Raw genomic sequence first — 21,715 nt, 5'->3', positions numbered from 1 at the left:
GGCCGAAGGCCATCGCGAAGCGACGCGAACGAAGTGAGCGCCCTTTACAGGCCGGCCCGACACGGAAGGACTATGGGACTGACGGGAAACCCCCCGCGCCCTCTCTGATTCCGCCCAGCCCGGACCCCGCCAACCGCGAAGCCCCCGCCCCGCAGCCCGGGGCGCCTGGGCAAACACCGCCCCGCCCCCACCCCCCGACGGAGTAAAAGCCCCGCACGCGCGTGAGTCCGTACTCACCCCCGCCCCAGCACCACCGTCCCCGAGGAGCAGAACCAGCCGCCCGTGCCCGAGGCGACCGCTACCTCCGGGAGGTGGCCGCCCGGCTTCGTCACCTGGCCCGGGCCCGCCTCGCCGCGGAGTTGGCGGACTGCTTCGACCAGCAGGAACAGGCCCCGCATGCCCGGGTGGCAGGCCGAGAGGCCGCCGCCGTCCGTGTTGACCGGGAGCTCCCCGTCCCGCAGCAGGCGGCCCTTCTCCACGAACGAGCCGCCCTCGCCCTTCGCGCAGAAGCCGAGGTCCTCCAGGGTCACCAGGGTCATGTAGGTGAAGGCGTCGTAGATCTCCGCGAGGTCGACGTCCGCCGGGGTCACGCCCGCCCGCTCGAAGGCGATGCGGCCGGAGACCGCGGCCGGGGAGACCGTGAAGTCCTCCCACTCCGACATCGTGGTGTGGGAGACGGAGGTGCCCGCGCCGAGGATCCAGACCGGGGTCTTGGCCGTGTCGGGTACGTAGTCCTCGGCGGCCAGGAGCACCGCGCAGCCGCCGTCCGAGCGGATGCAGCAGTTCAGCTTCGTGAAGGGGTCCGCGATCATCTCGGAGGACAGGACCTCGTCGATAGTGAGCGGGTCGCGGAACATCGCGTCGGGGTTCGTGGCCGCGTTCGCCCGGGCCTGTACGGCGACCGCGGCGAGCTGCTCCAGCGTCGTCCCGTACTGGTGCATGTGGCGGCGGGCGGCCATGGCGTACTTGGAGATCAGCGTGTGGCCGTACGGGACCTCGAACTGCAGCGGTCCCCGCGCCCCGAAGGAGAGGTTCGAGGTCCGGCGGCGGGCCTTGATGTCGGCCCGGGCCGTGGAGCCGTAGACCAGCAGTACGGCGTTGGCGTGTCCGGCGGCGATGGCGTCCGCCGCGTGGGCGGCCATGACCTCCCAGGTCGAGCCGCCCACCGAGGTGGAGTCGACCCAGGTGGGGCGCAGGCCCAGGTACTCGGCCACCTCCACCGGGGCGAGCGTGCCGAGGCCGGCCGAGGCGAAGCCGTCGATGACGGAGCGGTCGAGCCCCGAGTCGGCCAGGGCGCGGCGGGCGGCCTGTGCGTGCAGGGCGTACGGGGTCGGGCCGTCCACCCGGCCGCAGTCCGAGAGGGCGACGCCGACGACGGCGACGCGGCGGCGGGGTCGGGATCCGGGTCCAGGTGTGAGTCCAGGCATGGGGGGAAGGTACATCTGACGTAGTGTCAGTTTCTAGAGCGGTTGACGGTTCGGTCGGCGGGCTTGGTCGGCGTTCGGTCGGCGTTCGGCCGGCGGTTCAAGCTGCGGCTCCCGCCCCCTGTGCATCTGCCTTCGCCCGTCCTAATATGACGGCCCGTCAGATATCCCCCCAGCTACCGCTGGGAGGTGCCCCCGGGAGGAGCCCGACGATGGATGCCGCCTTCACCGCGGAGCAGGACGAGATACGGCGTACCCTGCGCGAGATCCTGGGCAAACGCTGCGGCCCCGACGAGGTCAAGGCCGCCGTCCGCACCGTCGCAGGGCACGACCGCGAGCTGTGGCAGCAGCTCGCCCAGCAGCTCGGGCTGCCCGGCGTCGCCGTCCCCGAGGAGTACGGCGGCGTCGGCTGCACCCCCGCCGACCTGGCCCTGGCCTGCGAGGAGACCGGGCGGGCCCTGCTGCCCTCACCGCTGCTGGCCACCGCCGTGCTCAGCGTCCCGCTGGTCGCCGCCCTCGGCACCCCCGCCCAGCGCTCCGCGCTGCTCCCGCCCCTGGCGGCAGGCGGGCTCACCGCGGCCCTCGCCGTCCCCGGCCCGGCCCTGGCCACCGCGCTCGCGCTGACCGGCGACAACGCCGCCGGGCCGTGGTCCGGCGGCGGCCGCGCGGGAGGGGTCCAGGCGCGCGCCGACGCCGAAAGCGGGGGCTGGCGGCTGTACGGCGAAGTGGCCCAGGTGCTCGACGGGCACAGCGCGGGCCTGCTGCTGGTCGCCGCGCACACCGGCGGGTTCGCCCGCAGCCGTACCCTGATCTTCCTCGTACGGGAGGACGCCCCCGGCCTCGTGCGCTCGCGGCAGACCACCCTGGACGAGACCCGCCCGCAGGCCAGGATCCAACTGCGCGACGTGCCCGCGGAGTTGCTCGGAGCCGAGGACGGGGCCGACGTGCTCGGCGCGCTCGCCGCCACCGGCCGCACCGCTGCCGCGGTGCTCGCCGCCGAGGCGGTCGGCGCGGCCGCGCAGGCCCTCGCCCGCACCGTGGAGTACGTACAGCAGCGCGAGCAGTTCGGCCGGGCCGTCGGGTCCTTCCAGGCGGTCAAGCACCGGCTCGCCGACCTCTACGTACGCGTACAGGCGGCCCGCTCGGCGGCCTACTACGCGGCCTGGGACCCGGAGCAGGGCGGCCTCGCCCTCGCCCAGGCGCTGGAGACCCTGCGGGTGACCGCCGGCGAGGCCATCCAGCTGCACGGCGGCATCGGCTTCACCTGGGAGCACGACGCGCACCTCTACTTCAAGCGGGCGGCGGCCGACGAGCTGCTGTTCGGCCCCGTCCACCGGCTGCGCACCCACGCCGCGGACCGCGCGGACCTCTTCACCCCCCTGCCCCGGAAGGTGGCCGTCTGATGGCTCCAGCGCTCGGCGTCAAGGTGATGCAGAAGGTCTCCTCGACCATGCTGTTCGCCAAGATCGCACCGCACTTCATCCCCGCCATGGACAAGGCGGTGCACAAGCTCACCCGCGGCAAGGTGATGCTCAGCGCCCAGATGCTGCCGGGCGTGATCCTCACCGCAAAGGGCGCCAAGACCGGTGAGCCCCGCACCACCCCGCTCGCGTGCATGCCGGAGGCCGACGGGGTCAGCTGGGTGCTGATCGGGTCCAACTTCGGCCGGCCCGGGCACCCGGCGTGGACCGGGAACCTCCTCAAGCACCCGGACGCGGACGTGAGTTGGCGGGGCCAGGACATCGCCGTACGGGCCCGGCTGCTGGAGGGGGAGGAGCGCGCGGCGGCGTGGCAGGCGGTGCTGAAGTTCTGGCCGCCGTACGCGACGTACCAGGCGCGCATCGAGCGCGAGATCCGGCTGTTCCGCCTGGAGCGTCGCTGATCTCAGGCGGGTGGCGCGGTGACGGCCCGAGCCGGGACGGCGGACCCTCTCGCAGGGTCCGCCGTCACTTGGTCGGCTTCTTGCCGGTGATGCCGAGGTGGACCAGCAGGGCCAGGTTCGGCTTGAGTTCGGCCTGCTTGACGCCCCAGGTCTGGAACCCCTTCTGGTGCGAGGCGACCGCGGCCAGCATCGCGACCAGTGAACCGGCCATCGCGGCCGGGCTGAGGTCCTTGTCGACCTTGCCCTTGGCCTGGAGCTCCTTCATCGACTCCGTCAGGGAGTTGGTGACGGAGTTGAGGATCTTCATGCGGATCTTGTAGAAGCGCTTGTCGCCCTCGGCCGCGCCGAGGTCGACGACCCGCAGGATCGCGTCGTTGCGCCGCCAGAACTCCAGGAAGCCCTCGACGAGCTCCTCGGCGGCCGCCCACCCGGACTTGCCGACCCAGGTGCGGCCCTCGACGAGCGAGGTCAACTGCGCTCCCTCGGTCGCCATTTGCTCGGCGATCTCCAGGACGGCGCCTTCGACGTCCGGGAAGTACTGGTAGAAGGTCGCGGGGGAGGTACCGGCCTTGCGGGCGACGTCGATCACCTTGACGTCGCGGTACGGCGAGGAGCTGAGCATCTCGCTGAGGCAGTCGAGCAGCTTCTGCCGTGTCGCCTGGCCGCGCCGGCCGGCGACACGCCCGTCGACGGTGCGTACTTGTCCTGTCATGCCGTCAGCTTACCGAGGGGTGATCGGCGCGCTATTCGGCCGCCTGCAAATGGGGTTACGGGGTGCCTGGCCTGGAGGGAAAGCGGACTTGAGAGGCTAGGACGGCGGATTCCGGCCCGGGGAGCCGGACCCGCGCACCCCCGGCCCCGCACGTGGACCGTCGCGTCCGCCCCGCCGAGCCCGCCCCGCCGCACGGCCCCGCCCGGTACCGGCGGGTCGCCCGGTTGCTCAGTGTTTCCCCCGAATAGTCTTATCAACAGGCTGTGGACAAGTTTTCGGGCAGATCATGGCCGTGAGAAGTGGGACAGGTGGGAGAGGTGGGACGGTACACACCCCCGCACAACGGAAGGAACCGGGCTCATGGCCGCATTCGCGGAAGGCGCACCCTGCTGGGTGGACGCCTCGCTTCCGGACGTCGAGGCGGGCAAGCGCTTCTACGGTGAGCTCTTCGGGTGGACCTTCGGCGACAGCGCCGGAGCGGAGTACGGCCACTACACCCAGGCCTACAGCCGCGGCCGCAACGTCGCCGCCCTCGCCCCCAAGCCCGACGGCCGGATGCCCACCGTGTGGGGGATCTACCTCTACACCACCGACGCCCACGCCTGCGCCCAGCGCATCCGTGCCGCCGGCGGCCAGATGGTCATGGACCCGATGCCCGTGGGCCCGTACGGGACCGCCGCGATGGCCGCCGACCCAGGCGGGGCCGTCTTCGGCCTCTGGCAGCCCGGCACCCACCACGGCTTCGAGGCCCAGAACGAGCCGTACACGTACTGCTGGAGCGAGGTCTACACCCGGGCCCGCGACGCCGTGGACGTCTTCTACGCCAAGGTCTTCGGCTATGTCCCCGAGGACCAGAACGACAGCGAGGCCGGCGTCGAATACCGCGTCTGGTCCCCGCCCGGCAGCGCACCCGGCAGCGACACCGCCGTCCTCGGCCGCAGCCTGATCACCGACGCGTTCCCGGAGATCATGCCCGCGCACTTCCTCGCGTACTTCAACGTCCCGGACTGCGACCAGTCCGTCGCGATGGTCCAGCGGCTCGGCGGGCGGGTCACCGCCGATCCCTTCGACACCCCGTACGGGCGCATCGCCGTCGTGGCCGACAATCAGGGGGCGGTCTTCGGGCTCCTGTCGGAACCCCGGACGCGGCTGGGCTCGTAGCGAGTGGGCTATCCCACCCCCCTCCGGCCCGCCGTGCCGGGGCCGGACCAGGCCCGGGCCTGACAGAATCGGGGTTGCGCGACCCGGGCGGCGCCCGGAGTGAGACGCTGCACGGGGCAAGGCCCCGGACTGGTGGAAGCGGACCCGTCGACGAGGGTCCGTACGGGGATGTGGAGGCGAGTGGTGGAGCAGCTGACGCAGCACGACCCGAGACGGATCGGCCCCTTCGAGGTGCTGGGACGGCTCGGCGCCGGCGGCATGGGGCTGGTCTATCTCGCGCGGTCCGCGTCCGGACGGCGGGTCGCGATCAAGACGGTGCGCACCGAGCTCGCCGAGGACCAGCTCTTCCGCGTGCGGTTCACCCGCGAGGTGGAGGCGGCGCGCGCCGTGTCCGGCTTCTACACCGCGGCCGTGGTCGACGCCGACCCGCGCGCCGCCGTGCCGTGGCTGGCCACCGCGTACGTGCCGGCGCCCTCCCTGGAGGAGATCGTCAACGAGTGCGGGCCGATGCCCGCCCAGGCCGTACGGTGGCTCGCGGCCGGCATCGCCGAGGCGCTGCAGTCCATCCACGGGGCGGGCCTGGTCCACCGCGACCTGAAGCCGTCCAACGTGCTCGTCGTCGAGGACGGGCCGCGCGTGATCGACTTCGGCATCGCGAGCGGGGTCTCCAACACCCGTCTGACCATGACGAACGTGGCGGTCGGCACGCCGGCCTACATGTCGCCGGAGCAGGCGAAGGACTCCCGCAGCGTCAAGGGCGCCAGCGACGTCTTCTCGCTCGGCTCCACCCTCGTCTTCGCCGCCACCGGGCACCCGCCGTACCACGGGGCGAACCCGGTCGAGACGGTGTTCATGCTGCTGCGCGAGGGCCCCAACCTGGAGGGGCTCCCCGAGGAGCTGCGCCCGCTGATCGAGTCCTGCATGCAGATGGACGCGACGCTGCGGCCGACCCCGGCCGACCTGCAGGCACAGCTCGCCCCGCACCTCTTCGAGGGCGACGACGAGAGCGGGACCGCCTCCGCGTGGCTGCCGGCCCGGGCGGTCGCGATGATCGAGGCCCGGCGGGCGGGGCACCGTACGCCGCCGCAGACGCCCGGCCCCCGCCCCGGCTCGGGTCCCGGCCAGGGAGCCGGTCCCGGCGGTCCCGGCGGTCCCGGCGCGGGTTCCGCGGCCGAGACGCACCGCCGCCCGCGCGGCAGCGCCGACCCGTGGGTGGACCCGCGCACCGGCCAGGCCGTGCCGCGGCGCCCGGACCGCCCGCCGATGAACCCGGTGCCCTCGGGCGAGCCGGTCCGCCTCGGCGGCTCCCCGGTGCCGATCGGGCCCGGACCGCGTGCGACGGCCTCGGCGCCCGCCGCCTCCCACGCCGCCGCCTCGGACTCGGCGACCGGCTGGGTCCGCCCGCCGGGCGGCTCGGGCGTGGTGGCGCCTTCGCACGCCCCGGTGCCGACGCCCAGCGCGGGTCCGGACAGCGGCCGCTGGCGGCCGTGGCGCTTCCGCATGTCGAACGAGGTGTGGGGCACCCCGACCGTCGCGGGCGACCTGCTCTACGTCACCTCCTTCGAGGTGCACGCCCTGGACGTGGCGAGCGGCCGCCGCCAGTTCAAGACCCGGGACGTCGCCTGGGCCATGGCCGTCGCCGACGGCCGCATCCACGCCTCCGACGGCCCCTCGCTCTACGCCCTCGACGCCAAGGACGGCTCCGAGCGGTGGCGGCTGTCCACCGAGGCCTGGGCGTACGCCGTGCGCGCCGAGCGGGGCACGGTCGTCACCGCCACGCGCGGGGGCGGCGTCCAGGGCTGGGAGGCCTCCAGCGGCCAGCAGCTGTGGCAGCTGAGCGGCGCCCAGACCGACTTCGAGACCCCGGAGGCGGCGCCCGTCCTGCACGACGGGACCGTGTACGTGTGGCAGGACGCCCGGCTGCGCGCGCTGGACGCCCGCAGCGGCCGCGAGTCCTGGTCGTACCCGGTCGGCGACGCCGGCTCCTGCGGGAACGTCCCGGTCCGGGTCACGCCCGGCCCCGACGGCAACGTCTACGTGGCGGCCGGCACCCGCGTGCTGTCCGTCGACCGGGCCTCGGGCCGGGTCCGCTGGCACTTCGAGGCCCCCGCGGTGTTCCTGGCGCCCCCGGCTTTCGCGCCGGGCGCGGCGGTCACGGGCGGCGGGGTCTACCTGGTCGACTACCTCGGCACGGTGTACGCCCTCGACGCGGCCACGGGCCACGACCGCTGGCGCATCGCGACGGAAACGCGCTCGTCCACCGATCCGGTGGTGGTCGAGGCCGGCAACATCCACCTGGGCGCGGGCAGCGCGCTGTACACGCTCGACGCGGTCACCGGCACCCCGAAGTGGCGGTTCGCGGCGGGCGGCGAGATCACCGGCATGCCGGCGGTCGCGGACGGCCGGGTGCACTTCGGCTCGGCCGACCACTGCCTGTACACCCTGGACGCGGCGGGCGGCCAGCTGCGCTGGAAGCTGGCCACGGGAGGGGAGATCACGGGCGCTCCGGTGGCCGAGGCGGGCGTGGTCTACGCGTGCAGCAAGGACCGCTGCGTGTACGCCCTGGACGCGGCGAAGGGCACGGGCACGCGTACGTCCACCTGATGGGCATCCGGCCCCGCCGGGTAGCGCACGGCACCGGGAGTGACAGGATGGACCCCATGAGCAACGTTTACTTCGACATCAACATCGACGGCCAGCCCGCCGGCCGCATCGTCTTCAACCTCTTCGACGAGGTCGTCCCGAAGACGGCGCAGAACTTCCGCGAGCTGGCCACCGGTCAGCACGGCTTCGGCTACGCGGGCTCGCCGTTCCACCGCGTCATCCCGCAGTTCATGCTGCAGGGTGGTGACTTCACCCGCCAGAACGGCACCGGCGGCAAGTCCATCTACGGCGAGAAGTTCGCCGACGAGAACTTCGACCTGAAGCACGACCGCCCGTACCTGCTGTCGATGGCGAACGCCGGCCGCAACACCAACGGCTCGCAGTTCTTCATCACCACCGTCGTCACCCCGTGGCTGGACGGCAAGCACGTCGTCTTCGGCGAGGTCGTCGAGGGCACGGAGATCGTCGACGCGATCGAGAAGCTGGGCACCCCCTCGGGCGCCACCCGCGGCAAGATCGAGGTCGCGGCCTCCGGCGTCGTCGAGGCCTGATCCCCACCCCGCCAGTCCGGCCGGCCGGCCCCGCCCCCTCTCAGGGGGCCGGGGCCGCCGCCATGTCCGGGCCCGGGGCCCCCGTCGGTGAGGGGCCCGGCCGGCGGCTCCTACGCGGAGAACACCCGTACCACCGGCGGCTCCGCCAGGAGCGCCGCCGTACGGGCCAGTGCCCCGGCCAGGTGCGGGGAGGCGAGGTGGGACTGCCAGGAGGCCTCGTCGGCCCACTCCTCCAGGACCACCCAGGCGCCGGGCGCGACCGGATCCTCGTACGGGCGGTAGGAGAGGTTGCCGGGCTCGGCCCGGGTGGGGGCGACGAGGGCGAGCGCCTGGGCGCGGACCTCCGCCTCCCGGCCGGGCAGGGCCTGGAGGCGGGCCACCGCGGTCACGGCAGCCGGCACGGCGCCGGTCATCGCGCCGCCGCCTCGATCTTGGTCTTGAGGGCGCCGAGGAGGTCCTGGACCAGGGAGACCGTGGTTTCGTCCGTCAGGTTGCCGTCGGCGTCGAAGCGCTCGTGCGAACGGAACACCTGCACCTCGGGCTTGACGACGATGTCGCTGTCGGTCCACACGAAGACCTGCCGCAGGGCCAGCTGGGCGCGCACCGTCCCGAAGTTGGTCGGGGCGGCGCCCAGGATGGCGATCGGCTTGCGCAGCAGGGGCAGGCCCTCCTGCCTGGTCCAGTCGGTGCTGACCCAGTCGATGGCGTTCTTCAGGGTGCCGGGCACGGAGTAGTTGAACTCCGGGGTGGCGATGAGCAGTCCGTCGGCCTCGGTGATGCGCCGGCGCAGCTCGGCGACGGCAGCCGGGCGGTCCTGCGGGTTGTCGAGGTCCTGGTCGTACGGGGGGATCTCGCGCAGGCCGTCGTAGATGTCGATGTCCAGGCCGCCGGGCTGGTGCTTGCGCGCGGCGCGCAGCAGGGCGGTGTTGTGCGAGTCGGCGCGCAGGCTGCCGGAGATGGCAAGGATCTTGAACTCGGACATGACGGTCCCCCTCGGTGTGCGGCGCGGTCGTGGTGACCCCGACGGAGAGAAGACTAAACAGAACGGTTCAGTCTTGCAACTGGACTGTTCGGTTCAGGAGTGAATCCTGGTAGCGTGGCGCGCCGATATCCAGGGGGAGGAACCGGGGAATGGTGGCGGGACGTCGGATCAGATTTGCCGCGGTGCTGGTGGGGGTCGTGCTCGCGCTGACCGGTTTCTCCTCGCACGGCGGAAGCAGCGGCAGCGGCGGCAGCGGGAAGAGCAACAGCAGCGGTAGCGGCGGCGGATGCTCCAGCTCGAAGAGCGGCAGCGGCAAGACGCACGTCGGCGGCGGCAGCGCGGCGACCGCCACGGCCACGGCCACGGCCTCCGGGAGCGTCGCCCCGGCCACCGTCGAGGTGATCACCTGCGCCGGCTCCACCCCGCCGGCCACCACACTCAGGTTCACCTCGACGCTCAACATCAAGGCGACCTTCTCGGTCAACCTCTACCGCGAGAGCGGGACCGGCGCCGTCATCGAGCAGAGCGTCGTCAAGGTGACCCTGGAGGCCCGCGAGGCCCGCACGGTCGACGTCGTCCTCAAGGACGCCTCGCGCGCCGCCCAGGTCATGAAGTGCCGGGTCGACGCCCCCGTCAGGGGGACCGAGACGGGGAGCGGGACCGGGGGAGTGACCGGCGGCGGGACCGGGGCCACGCCCAAGGCGACCCCCAAGGCCACGGCCCCGGCCAAGGCGACGCCCAAGGCGACCCGGTCCCACTGACGGCCGGCGCGATCAGCGCAGCCTGAACTCCGGGCCCGGCCGCCGGGATCCGAACAGCTCCGCCTGCCGCTCCGGCGCCAGGTTCCCCAGCGAGATCAGCGCCGGGGCCTGGGAGAGGGCCTGCTGGAGCGCGGACTGCTTCGCCGACCACAGGGCCCGCACGGTGCCCTGTACGGCCTCCGTCGGGAAGCCGGCCAGGGTTTCGGCCGCCCGCAGCGCCGCCGGGAGGAGCTCCTCGGGCGCGGTCAGCTCCGAGACGAGCCCGATCTCGTACGCCCGCGCCGCCGAGAGCCGTTCGGCCGTGCCCATCAGGGACATCCGGGCGGCCTCGCCGAACGGCATGCGCTGCGCCATGTACACGGCCTCGTACGCGCTGACCATGCCGTAGGCGGTGTGCGGGTCGAAGAACGTCGCCGACGAGGACGCGATGAGGAACTCCGACTCGCCCAGCAGGTAGAAGGCCCCGCCGCAGGCCATCCCGTTGACGGCGGCGACCACCGGCTTCCACAGGTCGCCCGCCTTCGGGCCGATCGCGGCGAGCGGATCGTCGACCGAGTACGGGGACCCGGGCTGCGGCACCTCGACGCCCCGGTCGATGCCCGTGCAGAAGGCAGCGCTCCCGGCGCCCGTCAGCACCACCGCCCGCACGTCCTCGGCGAAGCGGAACTCCCGCCACACCTCGGTGAGTTCAGCGGCCGTCTCCAGGTCGATGGCGTTGTGCCGGCGCTCCCGGTCCAGGGTGACGACCGCGACCCCGGTCGCCTTGTCCCGCTCCACCCGCACCGTCATGACTTCTCCAGCATCCAGCGCGGCACGGCCATCCCGTCGACCGTCGTGAAGACCGCCTGGACCCGCGCGCCGATGCGCAGCCTGGCCGGGTCCATCGAGTCGAGCGGGGCGTCGGCGGAGGTCACCAGGTTGCCGACGAGCCGGATGTGGGGGGCCTCGGCGAGCTCCACGAGGATCACGTTGTACGGGGCCTGCGCCGCGTAGGCGGGGAGCAGAGGCGGGTGCGGCTGGACGTAGGACCAGATCCGGCCGCGGCCGCTCATCAGGCGCCACTCGCTGTCGAAGGACCGGCAGTGCGGGCAGCAGGGCCGGGGCGGGAAGCGGAGCCGGCCGCAGGCCGTGCAGGCCTGGACGCGGAGTTCGCCGCGGGCGGCGTACTCCCAGAAGGGCGCGCCGTCCTCGTCGGGGACGGGGAGGAGGAGCCCTTCGGTGGGGGCGGTCGCGGGTATGGATGCGGTCATGGCCGGCTCAGCTCCTCAGGAGGATCGCGGACGTCGGGACACCCTCGCCCGCCGTCACCAGGCAGGTCGCGGCGTCCGGCACCTGGGCGGTGGAGATGCCGCGCAGCTGCTTGACGCCCTCGTTGATCAGGTTGAAGCCGTGCACGTAGGCCTCGGAGAGGCCGCCGCCGCCGGTGTTGATGGGCAGCCGGCCGCCGATCTCCAGGGCCCCGCCCTCGGTGAAGGCGGCGCCCTCGCCGCGCCCGCAGAAGCCGTAGCCCTCCAGGGAGAGCGGGATCAGCGGGGTGAAGGCGTCGTAGATCTGGGCGACGTCCACGTCCTGGGGGCCGAAGTCGGCCTGCTTCCACAGGTGCCGGGCGGCCGTCCAGGCGGGACCGCTCAGCGGGTCGTCGTTCCAGTAGTTGACCATGCCGTGGTGCTGGGAGGGCAGGCCCTGGGCGGCGGAGTGCACGTAGACGGGCTTCTGCCGGCAGTCCCGGGCCCGTTCGGCGGAGACGATCACGCAGGCGAGCGCGCCGTCGGTCTCCAGGCAGTTGTCGAAGAGGCAGAGCGGGTCGCTGATCATGCGGGAGGTCATGTACATCTCCCGGGTCAGCGGGCGTTCGTACATCATCGCGGCCGGGTTCTCGTTGGCCCGGTTGCGGCAGGCCATCGCCACGTTGAAGAGGTGGTCGCGGGTGGCCCCGTACTCGTGCATGTAGCGGCGGGCCAGCATGCCGATCTCGTCGGCGGGGCGCAGCAGCCCGAAGGGGCGGGTCCACTGGCCGGGGGTGGGCAGCTGGACGGCGGTGTTCTTCCAGGGGCGGGGGCCCGAGCCGCGTTTGCGGGAGCGCCAGGCGACGCCGACGGTGGCCTGGCCGGTGGCCACGGCGGCGGCGAGGTGTCCGACGGTGGCGCAGGAACCGCCGCCGCCGTAGCCGATCTTGGAGAAGAAGGTGACGTCGCCGGCGCCGATGGCCTTGGCGACCTCGACCTCGTCGGTCTCCTCCATGGTGAACGAGGAGAAGGCGTCGACCTCGGACGGGTCGATCCCGGCGTCGTCGAGGGCCGCCAGGATGGCCCGGCAGGCCAGTTCCTTCTCGGTCTGCAACAGCTGTTTGGCAAAGGCGGTCTGGCCGATGCCGACTATCGCCGTAGCGTCCTTGAGCGTTGCCGCCATCGCCACCTCCGGGGTGAGGAGTGCACCAGTACTGACAGCCGCGAAGGCTACAGCTAATCTGACGGATAGTCAGCTACTGGGTTCGCGGGAGGGTGACACGCATGGGCGACGACGAGCGGCGGCACGCGGGCGAGGACGTGACGGCAGACCTGCGCTGGGGCAGCATCGCCGGGCTCGTCCGGGCCGCGGCCGCACGGTACGCCGACCGGGAGGCCGTGGTCGACGGCCGCGTCAGGATCGGTTACGCGCAGCTCGGCGAGCGAGTCGAGCGCGCCGCGGCCGCCTGCATGGCCGCCGGGGTCGAACCCGGCGACCGGGTCGCCGTCTGGGCCCCCAACACCCTGGACTGGATCGTCTCCGCGCTCGGCGCCGTCTCCGCGGGCGCGGTCCTCGTCCCCCTCAACACCCGTTTCAAGGGCGCGGAAGCCGCGTACGTCCTGCAGCGCAGCCGCGCGAAGCTGCTGTTCGTCACCGGCACCTTCCTCGGCACCTCCTACGTCGCCTCACTGCGCCGCGCCGCCGCCGAGGGACCCGGCGCCGGACCGCTGCCCGGGCTGCCGCGCCTGGAGCAGGTCGTGGTCCTCGCCGAGGACGCCCCGGACTCCTTCCGCACCTGGAAGGACTTCCTCGCCGGCGGGGACGCGGTCACGCCCCGGGCCGTGCGCGAGCGCGCGGAATCGATTCGCCCCGACGCGCCCTCCGACATCATCTTCACCTCCGGCACCACCGGCAGCCCCAAGGGCGCCGTCATCACCCACGGCCAGTCCCTGCGCTGCTACGAGGTGTGGAGCGAGCTCGCCGGACTGCGCGAGGGCGACCGCTACCTGATCGTGAACCCCTTCTTCCACACCTTCGGCTACAAGGCCGGGATCATCGCCTGCCTGATGCGCGGCGCGACGATGGTCCCGCAGCCCGTCTTCAACGTGGACACCGTCCTCGCCAACGTCGCCGCCGAGCGGATCTCCGTACTCCCCGGGCCGCCCACCCTCCACCAGTCGCTCCTCGACCACCCCCAGCGCGACCACCACGACCTCTCCGCCCTGCGCCTGGTCGTCACCGGCGCCGCCGTGGTCCCGCTCCAGCTCGTCGAACGGCTCCGCAGCGAGCTGCGCATCGCCACCGTGCTCACCGCCTACGGGCTGTCCGAGGCCAGCGGCATCGTCACCATGTGCCGCCAGGGGGACCCCGCGCAGGTCATCGCGGAGACCTCGGGACGGGCCATCCCCGACACCGAGGTGATGATCGCGGACCCCGACGGGAACCCGCAGCCGGCCGGCCGGGTCGGCGAGATTCTGGTCCGCGGGTACAACGTCATGCAGGGCTACTTCGAGGACCCCGAGGAGACCGCGCAGGCCATCGACGCGGAGGGCTGGCTGCACACCGGCGACGTCGGCTTCAAGGACGCGCACGGCAACCTGCGCATCACCGACCGGATCAAGGACATGTTCATCGTCGGCGGGTTCAACGCCTACCCCGCCGAGATCGAGCAGCTCATCGGCCTCCACCCGGACATCGCGGACGTCGCCGTCGTCGGCGTCCCCGACCCGCGCCTCGGCGAGGTCGGCAAGGCGTACGCCGTGCGGCGCCCCGGATCCACCCTCACCGCCGACGACCTGATCGCCTGGTCCCGGCGGGAGATGGCCAACTACAAGGTGCCGCGCGCGGTGGAGTTCGTCAGCGAACTGCCGCGCAACGCCAGCGGCAAGGTCCTCAAGCGGGAGCTGCGCACGCGTTAGCCGTGGAGTGGGCGGCGGGCCAGGACGAGGCGCCAGTGCGGGGCCCCGCCCGGCTGCCGGCCGAAGTGCTCCAGCGGCACGGTCTCCACCGTGAAGCCGGCCGCGCGCAGGTCGGCGCGGACCCCGCTCAGCGGGAAGGTCCGGTAGTACATGACGAACGGCGGCCGCCACACCGCGTTGCGCACCCGCATCGCCGCGTCGAAGCCCGCCACCGCCCACCACAGGGGTGAGCTCGGCGGGATCGGCGCGCCGATCGGGAAGGCGAAGAGCCCGCCGGGGCGCAGGGTCCGGTGCACCCCGGAGAACAGCGCGGGCCGCTCGGCCGGCAGGAAGTGGCCGAAGGCGCCGAAGCTGACGGCCAGGTCGTACGAGTCCGCGAGTGCGGCCGGCAGGTCCCGCGCGTCGGCCCGTACGAAGTCCACGCGCTCGTCCGCGTGACGGCGGGAGGCCTCCGCCAGCATGCCCGCGCTGAGGTCCACCCCGGTGACCCGCCCCCGGCACAGCCGCCGCAGCAGGCCGGTCGCGGCGCCCGTACCGCAGCAGACGTCCAGCCCGGCCCCGAAGGAGCCCTCCCGCTGGGCGAGGGTCTCCTCCACGGCGTCCAGCATCCGGTCCGGGGTGCGGAAGGGCGTGTGGTCGAACTTCGGCGCGAGCAGGTCGTAGCCCCGCTCGACCGAGGTGAGGGCCTGCGCGGCCAGTTCGCGGACGCTCGGCCCGTGGGAGGAGAACATCCTCCCCAGCGTAATGACCGAGAGGCCCTTGCCGGGGATTCCGGGACCTTCGGCCGGGCTGGCGGCCGGCTCCGGGGTCGCCAAGTCCACCGCCTACCGGATCCTGGTCTCGCTGGTCGAGCAGGGGTACGCCGTCAGCGACGGGAGCGGCGGCTACGGCATCGGCCTGCGGCTGCGCTCGCTGTCCGCGCGGGTCGCCACCGACCGGACCGAGGGCATCGTCGAACTGCTGGAGTTCCTCCAGAGGTGCACCGGACAGGCCGTGCACCTGGCGCTGCTCGACGGTGACGCGCTCACCTGCATCCGCAAGATCGAGAGCGGCCTGCCCTTCCGGACGGGCTCGCGGATCGGCATGCCGATGGCGGTGCACTCCACGGCCATCGGCAAGGCCGTGCTCGCGCACCCTGCCGCCGCAGCAGGCGGCCGGGCTGGTCGGAGCCGCCGAGCGGGAACGGCTCGACCCCGAGCTGGACGGCGTACGGGCCCGGGGCTACGCGGTGGACGACGAGGGCCACGAGCCCGCCGTGCGCTGCCTCGGCACGCCCGTCTTCGACCGCGAGGGCCGGCCGGTGGGCGGGCTCAGCCTGACCACCGCGGCCTCCCTGACCACGCGGGAGGAACTGGAACGGCTCGCACCGGCCCTGCGGGAGGCCGCACGCGGGGTCGAAGCGCTGCTCCAGCGCGGCTGACCGGCCGCGACGGGGCGCCGACCGGCCGTGACGGGCCGCCGACCGGCCGTGACGGGCCCGGACGCACGCATGCGGCGGCTGCGGTGGCTCCCCCTCCGGGCCACCGCAGCCGCCGTTCCCCCGTACGTTCCCCCGTACGTCTTCGGTCTTCGTACCGCTCCGCTACGGGCGGGGAGTCGACGCGTGGTTGTCCAGCGTCTGGATCTCCTCGTCCGAGGCGTGGTTGTCGAGGGGCTTGATCTCGATGCCCGACGCGTGGTTGTCCAGGGTCTCGATCTCGACGCCCGAGGCGTGGTTGTCGAGCGGCTTGAGGTCGCCGTCGGCCGGCAGGATGTTCTCGTTCGTCGTCATCGGATCTCCTGATGGATGGGTCGGGCCCGTTCGGCGATTCCCCCGCGGATCGCCGAACGGGTAGTCCTCCAGCCGACCCGGGTTGCCCCCCGACGTACCGGGTCGATGAAGCAATCGTGCACGGGGGCGATAAACGAACGATGAACGCCCCGTTCATCGTTCGTCGACGCAGGTCAGGCGGCGATCTCCGAGGCCAGCAGGGCCCGCACCTCGGCCAGTTCCGCCGAACCCAGCTGCGCGAAGACGGCCTCGGCGTCGCGCCAGCACGCGCGCGCCCGGTCCGTCTGCCCCAGCCGCCGCAGCGCCTTGCCCAGCACCGTCAGCACGGTCGCCCGGCGCCACTCCCCGCCGATGCCGCGCAGCGCGATGGCCTGCTCGGCGTGCGAGGCGGCCAAGGTGGGGCGGTGCGCCGCCAGATGGGCCTCGGCGAGCCGGAAGTGCGTCACGCCCTCCCACAGCGGCTGGCGGTTGTCGTGGAACAGCGCCAGCGCCTCGGTGAGCTGGGTCAGGGCCTCGCCGAGCCGGCCGGCCTGGGTGAGGGCGATGCCGAGCGCGTAGCGGCCGTTGGCCAGGCGCAGGGTCAGGCCCATCCGGTCGTAGATGGCGATGCCCTGCTGGGCGAGGTCTATGGCGCTGATGAGGCGGCCCAGCTCCACGTGGATGCGGGAGAGGTTGCACAGGGCGCTGGCCTCGCCGACCTCGTTGCCGTCGGCGCGGAAGTTCTGGATGGCCTCCAGGAGGTAGCGCTCGCCGTCGGCGTGCCGGCCCTGGTAGAGCGCGATGATCCCGCGGTCGTTGGGCGCCCAGCAGCTGGGCAGGGGGTCGCCGGCCTCGCGGGCGAGCGCGGTGGCCTGGCGGGCCTCGTCGTCGGCCTCGGCGAAGCGGCCCGCGACGAGGTGCGCGTTGGTGAGGGTGGTGCGGGCCCGGCCCTCGGCGTAGGGGTCCTTCGCGGCCCGGGCGGCGTCGCGCAGGGCGAGCGCGGCGGACTCGTACTGCTTGGAGTTGGCCCCGGACTCGGCCAGGTCCTTCGCCGCCCACAGCAGGTCCACGGCCCGCCGCAGTACGAGCGTCCCGCCGGCCCGTACGGACGCCTGGCGCACGCAGGCCAGCAGCGGGTCGGCCTCCTGGTAGAGCCAGTCCAGGGCGGCGCGCGGGTCGGCGAAGACGAGGCCGGGGTAGTGGGTGTCGGAGAGGTGGGCGGGCAGCCGGTCGCCGGGGCGCTCCAGGGCGTAGACCCCGGAGGCGGTGGCCAGGTAGAAGTCCAGCAGCCGGTCCAGGGCGGCGTCCCGGCTGCTGGGCGGCTGCTCGTCGCGTTCCGCGCACGCACGCGCGTAGAGCCGTACGAGGTCGTGGAAGCGGTAGCGGCCCGCGGCGGCCGACTCCAGCAGGGAGCAGTCGACTAAAGCCTCCAGGAGGTCCTCGGTGTTGTGCTCGGGCAGGTCGAGGACGGCGGCCGCGGCGGCCAGGGAGACGTCGGGGCCGTCGGCGAGGCCGAGGAGGCGGAAGGCGCGCTGCTGGGCGGGTTCCAGCTGGCCGTAGCCGAGTTCGAAGGTGGCTTTGACGGCGAGGTCGCCGGTCTGGAGCTCGTCGAGGCGGCGGCGCTCGTCGGCGAGCTTCGCGGCGAGGACGGACACGGTCCAGGTGCGGCGGGCGGCGAGGCGGGAGGCGGCGATGCGGATGGCGAGCGGCAGGAAGCCGCAGGCGCCGACCACGTCGAGGGCGGCCTGGCGTTCGGCGCCGACACGTTCCTCGCCGACGATCCGGGTGAACAGCTGGAGGGCCTCCTCGGGGCTCATCACGTCGAGGTCGACGAGATGGGCCCCGGCGAGGCCCGCCATGCGGACCCGGCTGGTGACCAGGGCGGCGCAGCCGGCGGTGCCGGGCAGCAGCGGCCGCACCTGGGCGGCATCGCGGGCGTTGTCGAGGAGGACGAGGACCCGGCGGCCGTCGAGGGTGGAGCGGTAGAGCGCGGAGCGTTCGGCGGCGGAGTCGGGGATGGCGGTGTCGGGGGTGCCGAGGGCGCGCAGGAAGGAGCCGAGTACGGCGACGGGCTCGGCGGGGCGCGGCTCGGTGCCCTGGAGGTCGACGTAGAGCTGGCCGTCGGGGAAGTGCGGGCGGGCGGTGTGCGCGACGTGCACGGCCAGGGTGGTCTTGCCGACGCCGCCGATCCCGGCGAGCGCGGAGACGGCCATGACCTGGCCGTGGGCGCCGTCGGCCAGGATGGCGCCGAGTTCCTCGACGAATCCGGTGCGGCCCGTGAAGTCGGGTACGGTCGCGGGCAGTTGGGCGGGCCGTACGTGGACGGCCGCGGCGGCCGGGGCCGGGTCCTCGGCGCGGGCCAGGTCGGCGTCGGCGTTGAGGATGCGCTGCTGGAGGGCGGACAGTTCGGGGCGCGGGTCGACGCCGAGCTCGTCGGCGAGCAGGCGGCGGGTGTCGGCGTAGACGGCGAGGGCCTCGGCCTGCCGGCCGCTGCGGTAGAGGGCGAGCATCAGCAGCTCGCGCAGGCGTTCGCGCAGCGGGTGGGCGGCGGTGAGGGCGGTCAGCTCGGAGACGGCCTCGGCGTGGTGGCCGACCTCCAGGTCCAGGTCGAGGCGGGTCTCCAGCAGCTGGAGGCGCCATTCGGCGAGCCGGGTGCGCTCGGTGTCGGCGTGCGGGCCGGGGACCCCGGCGAGGGGTTCGCCGTCCCACAGGTCGAGGGCGCGGGCGAGCAGGGTGCGGGCGAGGGAGCGGTCGCCGGCCGCGCGGGCCGCCTCGGCGTCCTCGACGAGGCCGCGGGCGACCCCGAGGTCGAGGGTGGCGGCGGAGCGCAGGCGGATGGCGTAGCCGCCGGACTCGGAGACGAGCAGCCCGGGGTCGAGCACCTTGCGCAGCCGGGAGGCGTACGTCCGGATGGTGGCGAGGGCCTGCTGCGGCGGGTCCTCGCCCCAGATGGCGTCGATGAGCTCGGGCGCGGTGGCGGTACGGCCGTCGCGCAGCAGCAGCGCGGCGAGCAGGGCCCGCTGCTGGGGGGTCCCGGAGGGCAGGGTCTCGGAGCCGCGGTAGGCCCGGATCGGCCCGAGCACGGCGAACCGGGACTCGCCGCCGACGCCTGCGGCGCTTGCGGGGCCGCCGGGTGCGGGCTCCCGGCCTGCGGTGCCGGCCCCTGCGGCGGGGTGCGCGGGCCGTGGCGCGGGCTCGGCGGTGCCGTCCGCCCGGCCCTCGCCCGGCACCGTTGCCCCGGAGGGGCCGCCCGCGGGTGCCGCGGCAGCCGGCAGGGCGGGAGCCGCGGGGTCGGGTTCGGGTGCGGCGGCCGCCGCAAGGGCGGGAGCCGCGGGGGCGTCGCCCGGGCCTGTTTCGGGTGCGGCTGTAGCCGCAAGGGGCTGCCGTGGGTGCGGGATGGCCGGTACTCCGTCCATCTGTCGTCCCCCTGCCTTCCGTCGGTGTAAGGGTCAGTCTGCCCTGTCTTGCGCGTACACGTCAGCCCGTCCCGGAGCGATCGACTCCCAACCAGCTGACGGTTCGTCAGATCGGCGCTACCGTATGAGCCATGGAGACCTTCCCGAAGATCATCTCGGTGGACGACCACACGGTGGAGCCCCCCCACGTCTGGCGGGACCGGCTCCCGTCCAAGTACAAGGACACCGGCCCCCGCGTCGTCCGCGCCCCCCTGAAGGAAATGACCTTCCTCGGCGGCAAGTTCGCCCCCGTCATGGGAGCCAAGGGCGACGACGGCCCGATCGGCGACTGGTGGGTGTACGAGGACCTGCACCGGCCGCTCACCCGCCTCGACACGGCCGTCGGATACGACCGCGACGAGATCAAACTGGAAGTCATCACCTACGAGCAGATGCGCCCGGGGTCCTTTTCGGTTCCCGACCGGCTCGCGGACATGGACGTCAACCACGTCCAGTCGGCGCTCTGCTTCCCGACCTTCCCGCGCTTCTGCGGCCAGACCTTCACCGAGGCCAAGGACCGCGAGCTCGGGCTGCTCGGCGTACGGGCGTACAACGACTGGATGGTGGAGGAGTGGTGCGGCCCCGAGGCCCACGGCCGCCTGATCCCCCTCACCCTGATCCCCCTGTGGGACGCCCGCCTCGCCGCCGCCGAGGTCCGCCGCAACGCCGCCCGCGGCGTGCGCGCCGTCGCCTTCTCCGAGATACCCCCGCACCTCGGCCTCCCCTCCATCCACACGGACGAGTGGGACCCCTTCCTGGAGGCGTGCGACGAGACCGGCACGGTCATCGCCATGCACATCGGCTCCTCCTCGCGCATGCCGTCGACCTCCGCCGACGCCCCGCCGGCGGTCGGCTCCACCATCACCTTCGCCAACTGCTGCTTCTCGATGGTCGACTGGCTGATGAGCGGCAAGTTCGAGCGCTTCCCGAACCTGAAGATCATGTACGCGGAGGGCCAGATCGGCTGGATCCCGTACATCCTGGAACGCGCGAACGTGGTCTGGGAGGAGAACCGCGGCTGGGGCGGCGTCGCGGACAAGGTCCACCGGCCGCCGTCGGAGCTCTTCGCCGAGCACGTCTTCGGCTGCTTCTTCGACGACGCCTTCGGACTCAAGAACCTCGACTCCATCGGCGTAGCCAACGTCCTCTACGAGACCGACTACCCGCACTCGGATTCCACCTGGCCCAAGTCCCGCGAGGTCGGCGAGGCGCAGATGGGGCACCTGGCCCCGGACGTGGTGGACCGCATCGTCCGCGGCAACGCCATCGACCTGCTGGGGCTGACCCCGGACGGCCTGTGGGCGGGCCCGGGGGCGTGAACCCGCGGGCACGCATGTGACCCGGCCCGGCGGGGCGGAGCGCCACCCCGCCGGGCCGTCGCCGTCCCCTCGGGGCCGAGGGGGGCCGAGGGGGCTCCCCCGGATGGGGGAGCGCGGGATCGTGCTGCCGCGCGATCCGCGGAGGGGGCCGCTCGGAGAGGCTTGGTCCAGGCGGGGGGAAGCCGGGACCGCCACACCGAACCGAGCACGCTGGAGGACCCCATGGAGACCGTGACCCAGACCGGGCAGGCCGGGCAGGCCGGGCAGGCCGCACGGCAGCGCACCTGGCCCGGCTACACGGCCGCGGCGGCGGCCCTCGGCTACGCGGCCCCGCACTTCTGGTGGGGCGCCGGGGTGGCGGCCATGTTCCCCGGCGACTTCGCCGGGGCCCCGCACGACAACATGGAGGCCGCGATCGGCTACTGGGGGATGGGCGCGGTGGCGGTCTTCGGCGCGGTGCTCTCGCTCGCCCTGGTCAGCCCGTGGGGCCGGCGCCTCCCGGCCTCCCTGCTCGCCGTCCCGGCGGGCATCGCGGGCGTCGGCATGACCCTCTGGGGATTCGCCTACTTCGCCATGCAGTACCTGCTCGCCACCGGCCGCGTCGTCTCGGCCCCGGCCTTCGCCGTCCAGGACGCCCACCCGCAGACGGCCTGGAGCCTGTTCTGGTACGCCCTCTTCCTGCTGTGGGGCGTCATGCTGGGGACGGCGGCCTGGCAGCGGCTGCGCGCGGCCAGGGGCTGAGACGCAGGGCTGAGGCCCACGGTTCACGTACCGTCGCGGCACATCAGCGGTGCGCGGGGGAGAGGCCGGGGACGTGGGCGAAAGCGGCAGGGAAACCGGCGGGGGCTTCGCGGTTGGCGGGGTCCGGGCTGGGCGGAATCAGAGAAGGCGCGGGGGGTTTCCCGTCAGTCCCATAGTCCTTCCGTGTCGGGCCGGCCTGTAAAGGGCGCTCCTCCTTCGTCGTCGCGT

General features: G+C 73.5%; 20 protein-coding genes and 1 pseudogene. 11 read left to right on the top strand and 10 right to left on the bottom strand.

All coding sequences use genetic code 11. The features are described from left to right. Positions 1 to 233: 233 nt before the first annotated feature. The gene (locus AB0O21_RS39045; RefSeq protein ID WP_365180313.1) at positions 234 to 1,427 is read right to left on the bottom strand and encodes an acetyl-CoA acetyltransferase; all 1,194 of its coding nucleotides are present in this window, start codon (positions 1,425 to 1,427) and stop codon (positions 234 to 236) included. 209 nt (positions 1,428 to 1,636) lie between these two features. Here AB0O21_RS39045 and AB0O21_RS39040 point away from each other — a divergent pair, with 209 nt between their 5' ends. Together AB0O21_RS39040 and AB0O21_RS39035 are read left to right on the top strand one after the other, a co-directional pair. After that, entirely contained in the window at positions 1,637 to 2,827 is a 1,191-nt protein-coding gene (locus AB0O21_RS39040) for an acyl-CoA dehydrogenase family protein (RefSeq protein ID WP_365180310.1), read from the top strand. Further along, positions 2,827 to 3,306, top strand: coding sequence for a nitroreductase family deazaflavin-dependent oxidoreductase (locus tag AB0O21_RS39035; RefSeq protein WP_365180307.1), 480 nt, complete (start codon positions 2,827 to 2,829; stop codon positions 3,304 to 3,306). Before AB0O21_RS39040 ends, AB0O21_RS39035 begins: the two co-directional genes overlap by 1 nt. 64 nt (positions 3,307 to 3,370) lie before the next feature. On the opposite strand, the gene AB0O21_RS39030 is transcribed toward AB0O21_RS39035, so the two are convergent. Then, positions 3,371 to 4,018 (bottom strand): TetR family transcriptional regulator, encoded by a 648-nt coding sequence (locus AB0O21_RS39030; RefSeq protein WP_365180304.1) that lies wholly within the window; start codon positions 4,016 to 4,018, stop codon positions 3,371 to 3,373. 360 nt (positions 4,019 to 4,378) lie between these two features. Here AB0O21_RS39030 and AB0O21_RS39025 point away from each other — a divergent pair, with 360 nt between their 5' ends. From AB0O21_RS39025 to AB0O21_RS39015, 3 genes are all read left to right on the top strand, one after another. After that, entirely contained in the window at positions 4,379 to 5,179 is an 801-nt protein-coding gene (locus tag AB0O21_RS39025; protein WP_365180302.1) for a VOC family protein, read from the top strand. 183 nt (positions 5,180 to 5,362) lie between these two features. Beyond that, the gene (locus AB0O21_RS39020) at positions 5,363 to 7,783 is read left to right on the top strand and encodes a PQQ-binding-like beta-propeller repeat protein (protein WP_365180299.1); all 2,421 of its coding nucleotides are present in this window, start codon (positions 5,363 to 5,365) and stop codon (positions 7,781 to 7,783) included. Between the two features lie 56 nt (positions 7,784 to 7,839). After that, positions 7,840 to 8,334: a peptidylprolyl isomerase gene (locus AB0O21_RS39015; protein ID WP_365180296.1), complete on the top strand. Its 495-nt coding sequence runs from the start codon at positions 7,840 to 7,842 to the stop codon at positions 8,332 to 8,334. A 110-nt stretch (positions 8,335 to 8,444) separates the two neighbouring features. Here the strand turns inward: AB0O21_RS39015 and AB0O21_RS39010 are convergent, their stop codons facing one another. Then, positions 8,445 to 8,747, bottom strand: coding sequence for a putative quinol monooxygenase (locus AB0O21_RS39010; RefSeq protein ID WP_365180293.1), 303 nt, complete (start codon positions 8,745 to 8,747; stop codon positions 8,445 to 8,447). After that, a complete protein-coding gene (locus AB0O21_RS39005) occupies positions 8,744 to 9,316 on the bottom strand; it encodes an NADPH-dependent FMN reductase (protein WP_365180290.1) in 573 nt (190 codons plus the stop codon). The genes AB0O21_RS39010 and AB0O21_RS39005 overlap by 4 nt, the downstream gene beginning before the upstream one ends. A gap of 149 nt (positions 9,317 to 9,465) precedes the next feature. Here AB0O21_RS39005 and AB0O21_RS39000 point away from each other — a divergent pair, with 149 nt between their 5' ends. Next, complete coding sequence (locus tag AB0O21_RS39000) at positions 9,466 to 10,077, top strand: hypothetical protein (protein WP_365180288.1); 612 nt, start codon at positions 9,466 to 9,468, stop codon at positions 10,075 to 10,077. A gap of 12 nt (positions 10,078 to 10,089) precedes the next feature. Here AB0O21_RS39000 and AB0O21_RS38995 read toward each other — a convergent pair whose 3' ends face one another. From AB0O21_RS38995 to AB0O21_RS38985, 3 genes are read right to left on the bottom strand one after another with little or no spacing between them, the layout of a single operon-like run. Then, the gene (locus AB0O21_RS38995; protein ID WP_365180285.1) at positions 10,090 to 10,866 is read right to left on the bottom strand and encodes an enoyl-CoA hydratase/isomerase family protein; all 777 of its coding nucleotides are present in this window, start codon (positions 10,864 to 10,866) and stop codon (positions 10,090 to 10,092) included. Then, on the bottom strand, positions 10,863 to 11,327 hold the full coding sequence (locus tag AB0O21_RS38990) for an OB-fold domain-containing protein (protein WP_365180282.1): 465 nt from the start codon (positions 11,325 to 11,327) through the stop codon (positions 10,863 to 10,865). Before AB0O21_RS38990 ends, AB0O21_RS38995 begins: the two co-directional genes overlap by 4 nt. Before the next feature lie 7 nt (positions 11,328 to 11,334). Next, a complete protein-coding gene (locus AB0O21_RS38985) occupies positions 11,335 to 12,486 on the bottom strand; it encodes a lipid-transfer protein (protein ID WP_365180279.1) in 1,152 nt (383 codons plus the stop codon). Positions 12,487 to 12,587: 101 nt separating this feature from the next. On the opposite strand from AB0O21_RS38985, the gene AB0O21_RS38980 reads away from it, so the two are divergent. Next, the gene (locus tag AB0O21_RS38980) at positions 12,588 to 14,222 is read left to right on the top strand and encodes a FadD3 family acyl-CoA ligase (RefSeq protein WP_365180276.1); all 1,635 of its coding nucleotides are present in this window, start codon (positions 12,588 to 12,590) and stop codon (positions 14,220 to 14,222) included. Here AB0O21_RS38980 and AB0O21_RS38975 read toward each other — a convergent pair. Then, positions 14,219 to 14,953 carry a class I SAM-dependent methyltransferase gene (locus tag AB0O21_RS38975; protein WP_365180273.1) on the bottom strand — a complete coding sequence of 245 codons (735 nt, stop codon included), beginning with the start codon at positions 14,951 to 14,953 and terminating at the stop codon, positions 14,219 to 14,221. The genes AB0O21_RS38980 and AB0O21_RS38975 overlap by 4 nt on opposite strands. Positions 14,954 to 14,966: 13 nt before the next feature. On the opposite strand from AB0O21_RS38975, the pseudogene AB0O21_RS38970 reads away from it, so the two are divergent. Together AB0O21_RS38970 and AB0O21_RS38965 are read left to right on the top strand one after the other, a co-directional pair. Beyond that, positions 14,967 to 15,083 (top strand): annotated as a pseudogene (locus AB0O21_RS38970) (helix-turn-helix domain-containing protein); the annotation flags it as partial. A 154-nt stretch (positions 15,084 to 15,237) separates the two neighbouring features. Next, the gene (locus AB0O21_RS38965; protein WP_365180270.1) at positions 15,238 to 15,642 is read left to right on the top strand and encodes an IclR family transcriptional regulator C-terminal domain-containing protein; all 405 of its coding nucleotides are present in this window, start codon (positions 15,238 to 15,240) and stop codon (positions 15,640 to 15,642) included. Between the two features lie 162 nt (positions 15,643 to 15,804). On the opposite strand, the gene AB0O21_RS38960 is transcribed toward AB0O21_RS38965, so the two are convergent. Then, on the bottom strand, positions 15,805 to 15,993 hold the full coding sequence (locus AB0O21_RS38960; RefSeq protein ID WP_365180267.1) for a hypothetical protein: 189 nt from the start codon (positions 15,991 to 15,993) through the stop codon (positions 15,805 to 15,807). 173 nt (positions 15,994 to 16,166) lie between these two features. Then, positions 16,167 to 19,388 carry a BTAD domain-containing putative transcriptional regulator gene (locus AB0O21_RS38955; RefSeq protein ID WP_365180264.1) on the bottom strand — a complete coding sequence of 1,074 codons (3,222 nt, stop codon included), beginning with the start codon at positions 19,386 to 19,388 and terminating at the stop codon, positions 16,167 to 16,169. A 131-nt stretch (positions 19,389 to 19,519) separates the two neighbouring features. On the opposite strand from AB0O21_RS38955, the gene AB0O21_RS38950 reads away from it, so the two are divergent. Beyond that, a complete protein-coding gene (locus AB0O21_RS38950) occupies positions 19,520 to 20,746 on the top strand; it encodes an amidohydrolase family protein (RefSeq protein WP_365180261.1) in 1,227 nt (408 codons plus the stop codon). A 222-nt stretch (positions 20,747 to 20,968) separates the two neighbouring features. Beyond that, on the top strand, positions 20,969 to 21,487 hold the full coding sequence (locus AB0O21_RS38945) for a DUF3995 domain-containing protein (RefSeq protein WP_365180258.1): 519 nt from the start codon (positions 20,969 to 20,971) through the stop codon (positions 21,485 to 21,487). The last annotated feature ends 228 nt before the right edge of the window (positions 21,488 to 21,715 follow it).

The organism is Streptomyces sp. NPDC091371, assembly GCF_040684275.1.
Taxonomy (GTDB): domain Bacteria; phylum Actinomycetota; class Actinomycetes; order Streptomycetales; family Streptomycetaceae; genus Streptomyces.
This window is presented reverse-complemented; position numbering and strand designations above follow the sequence as displayed.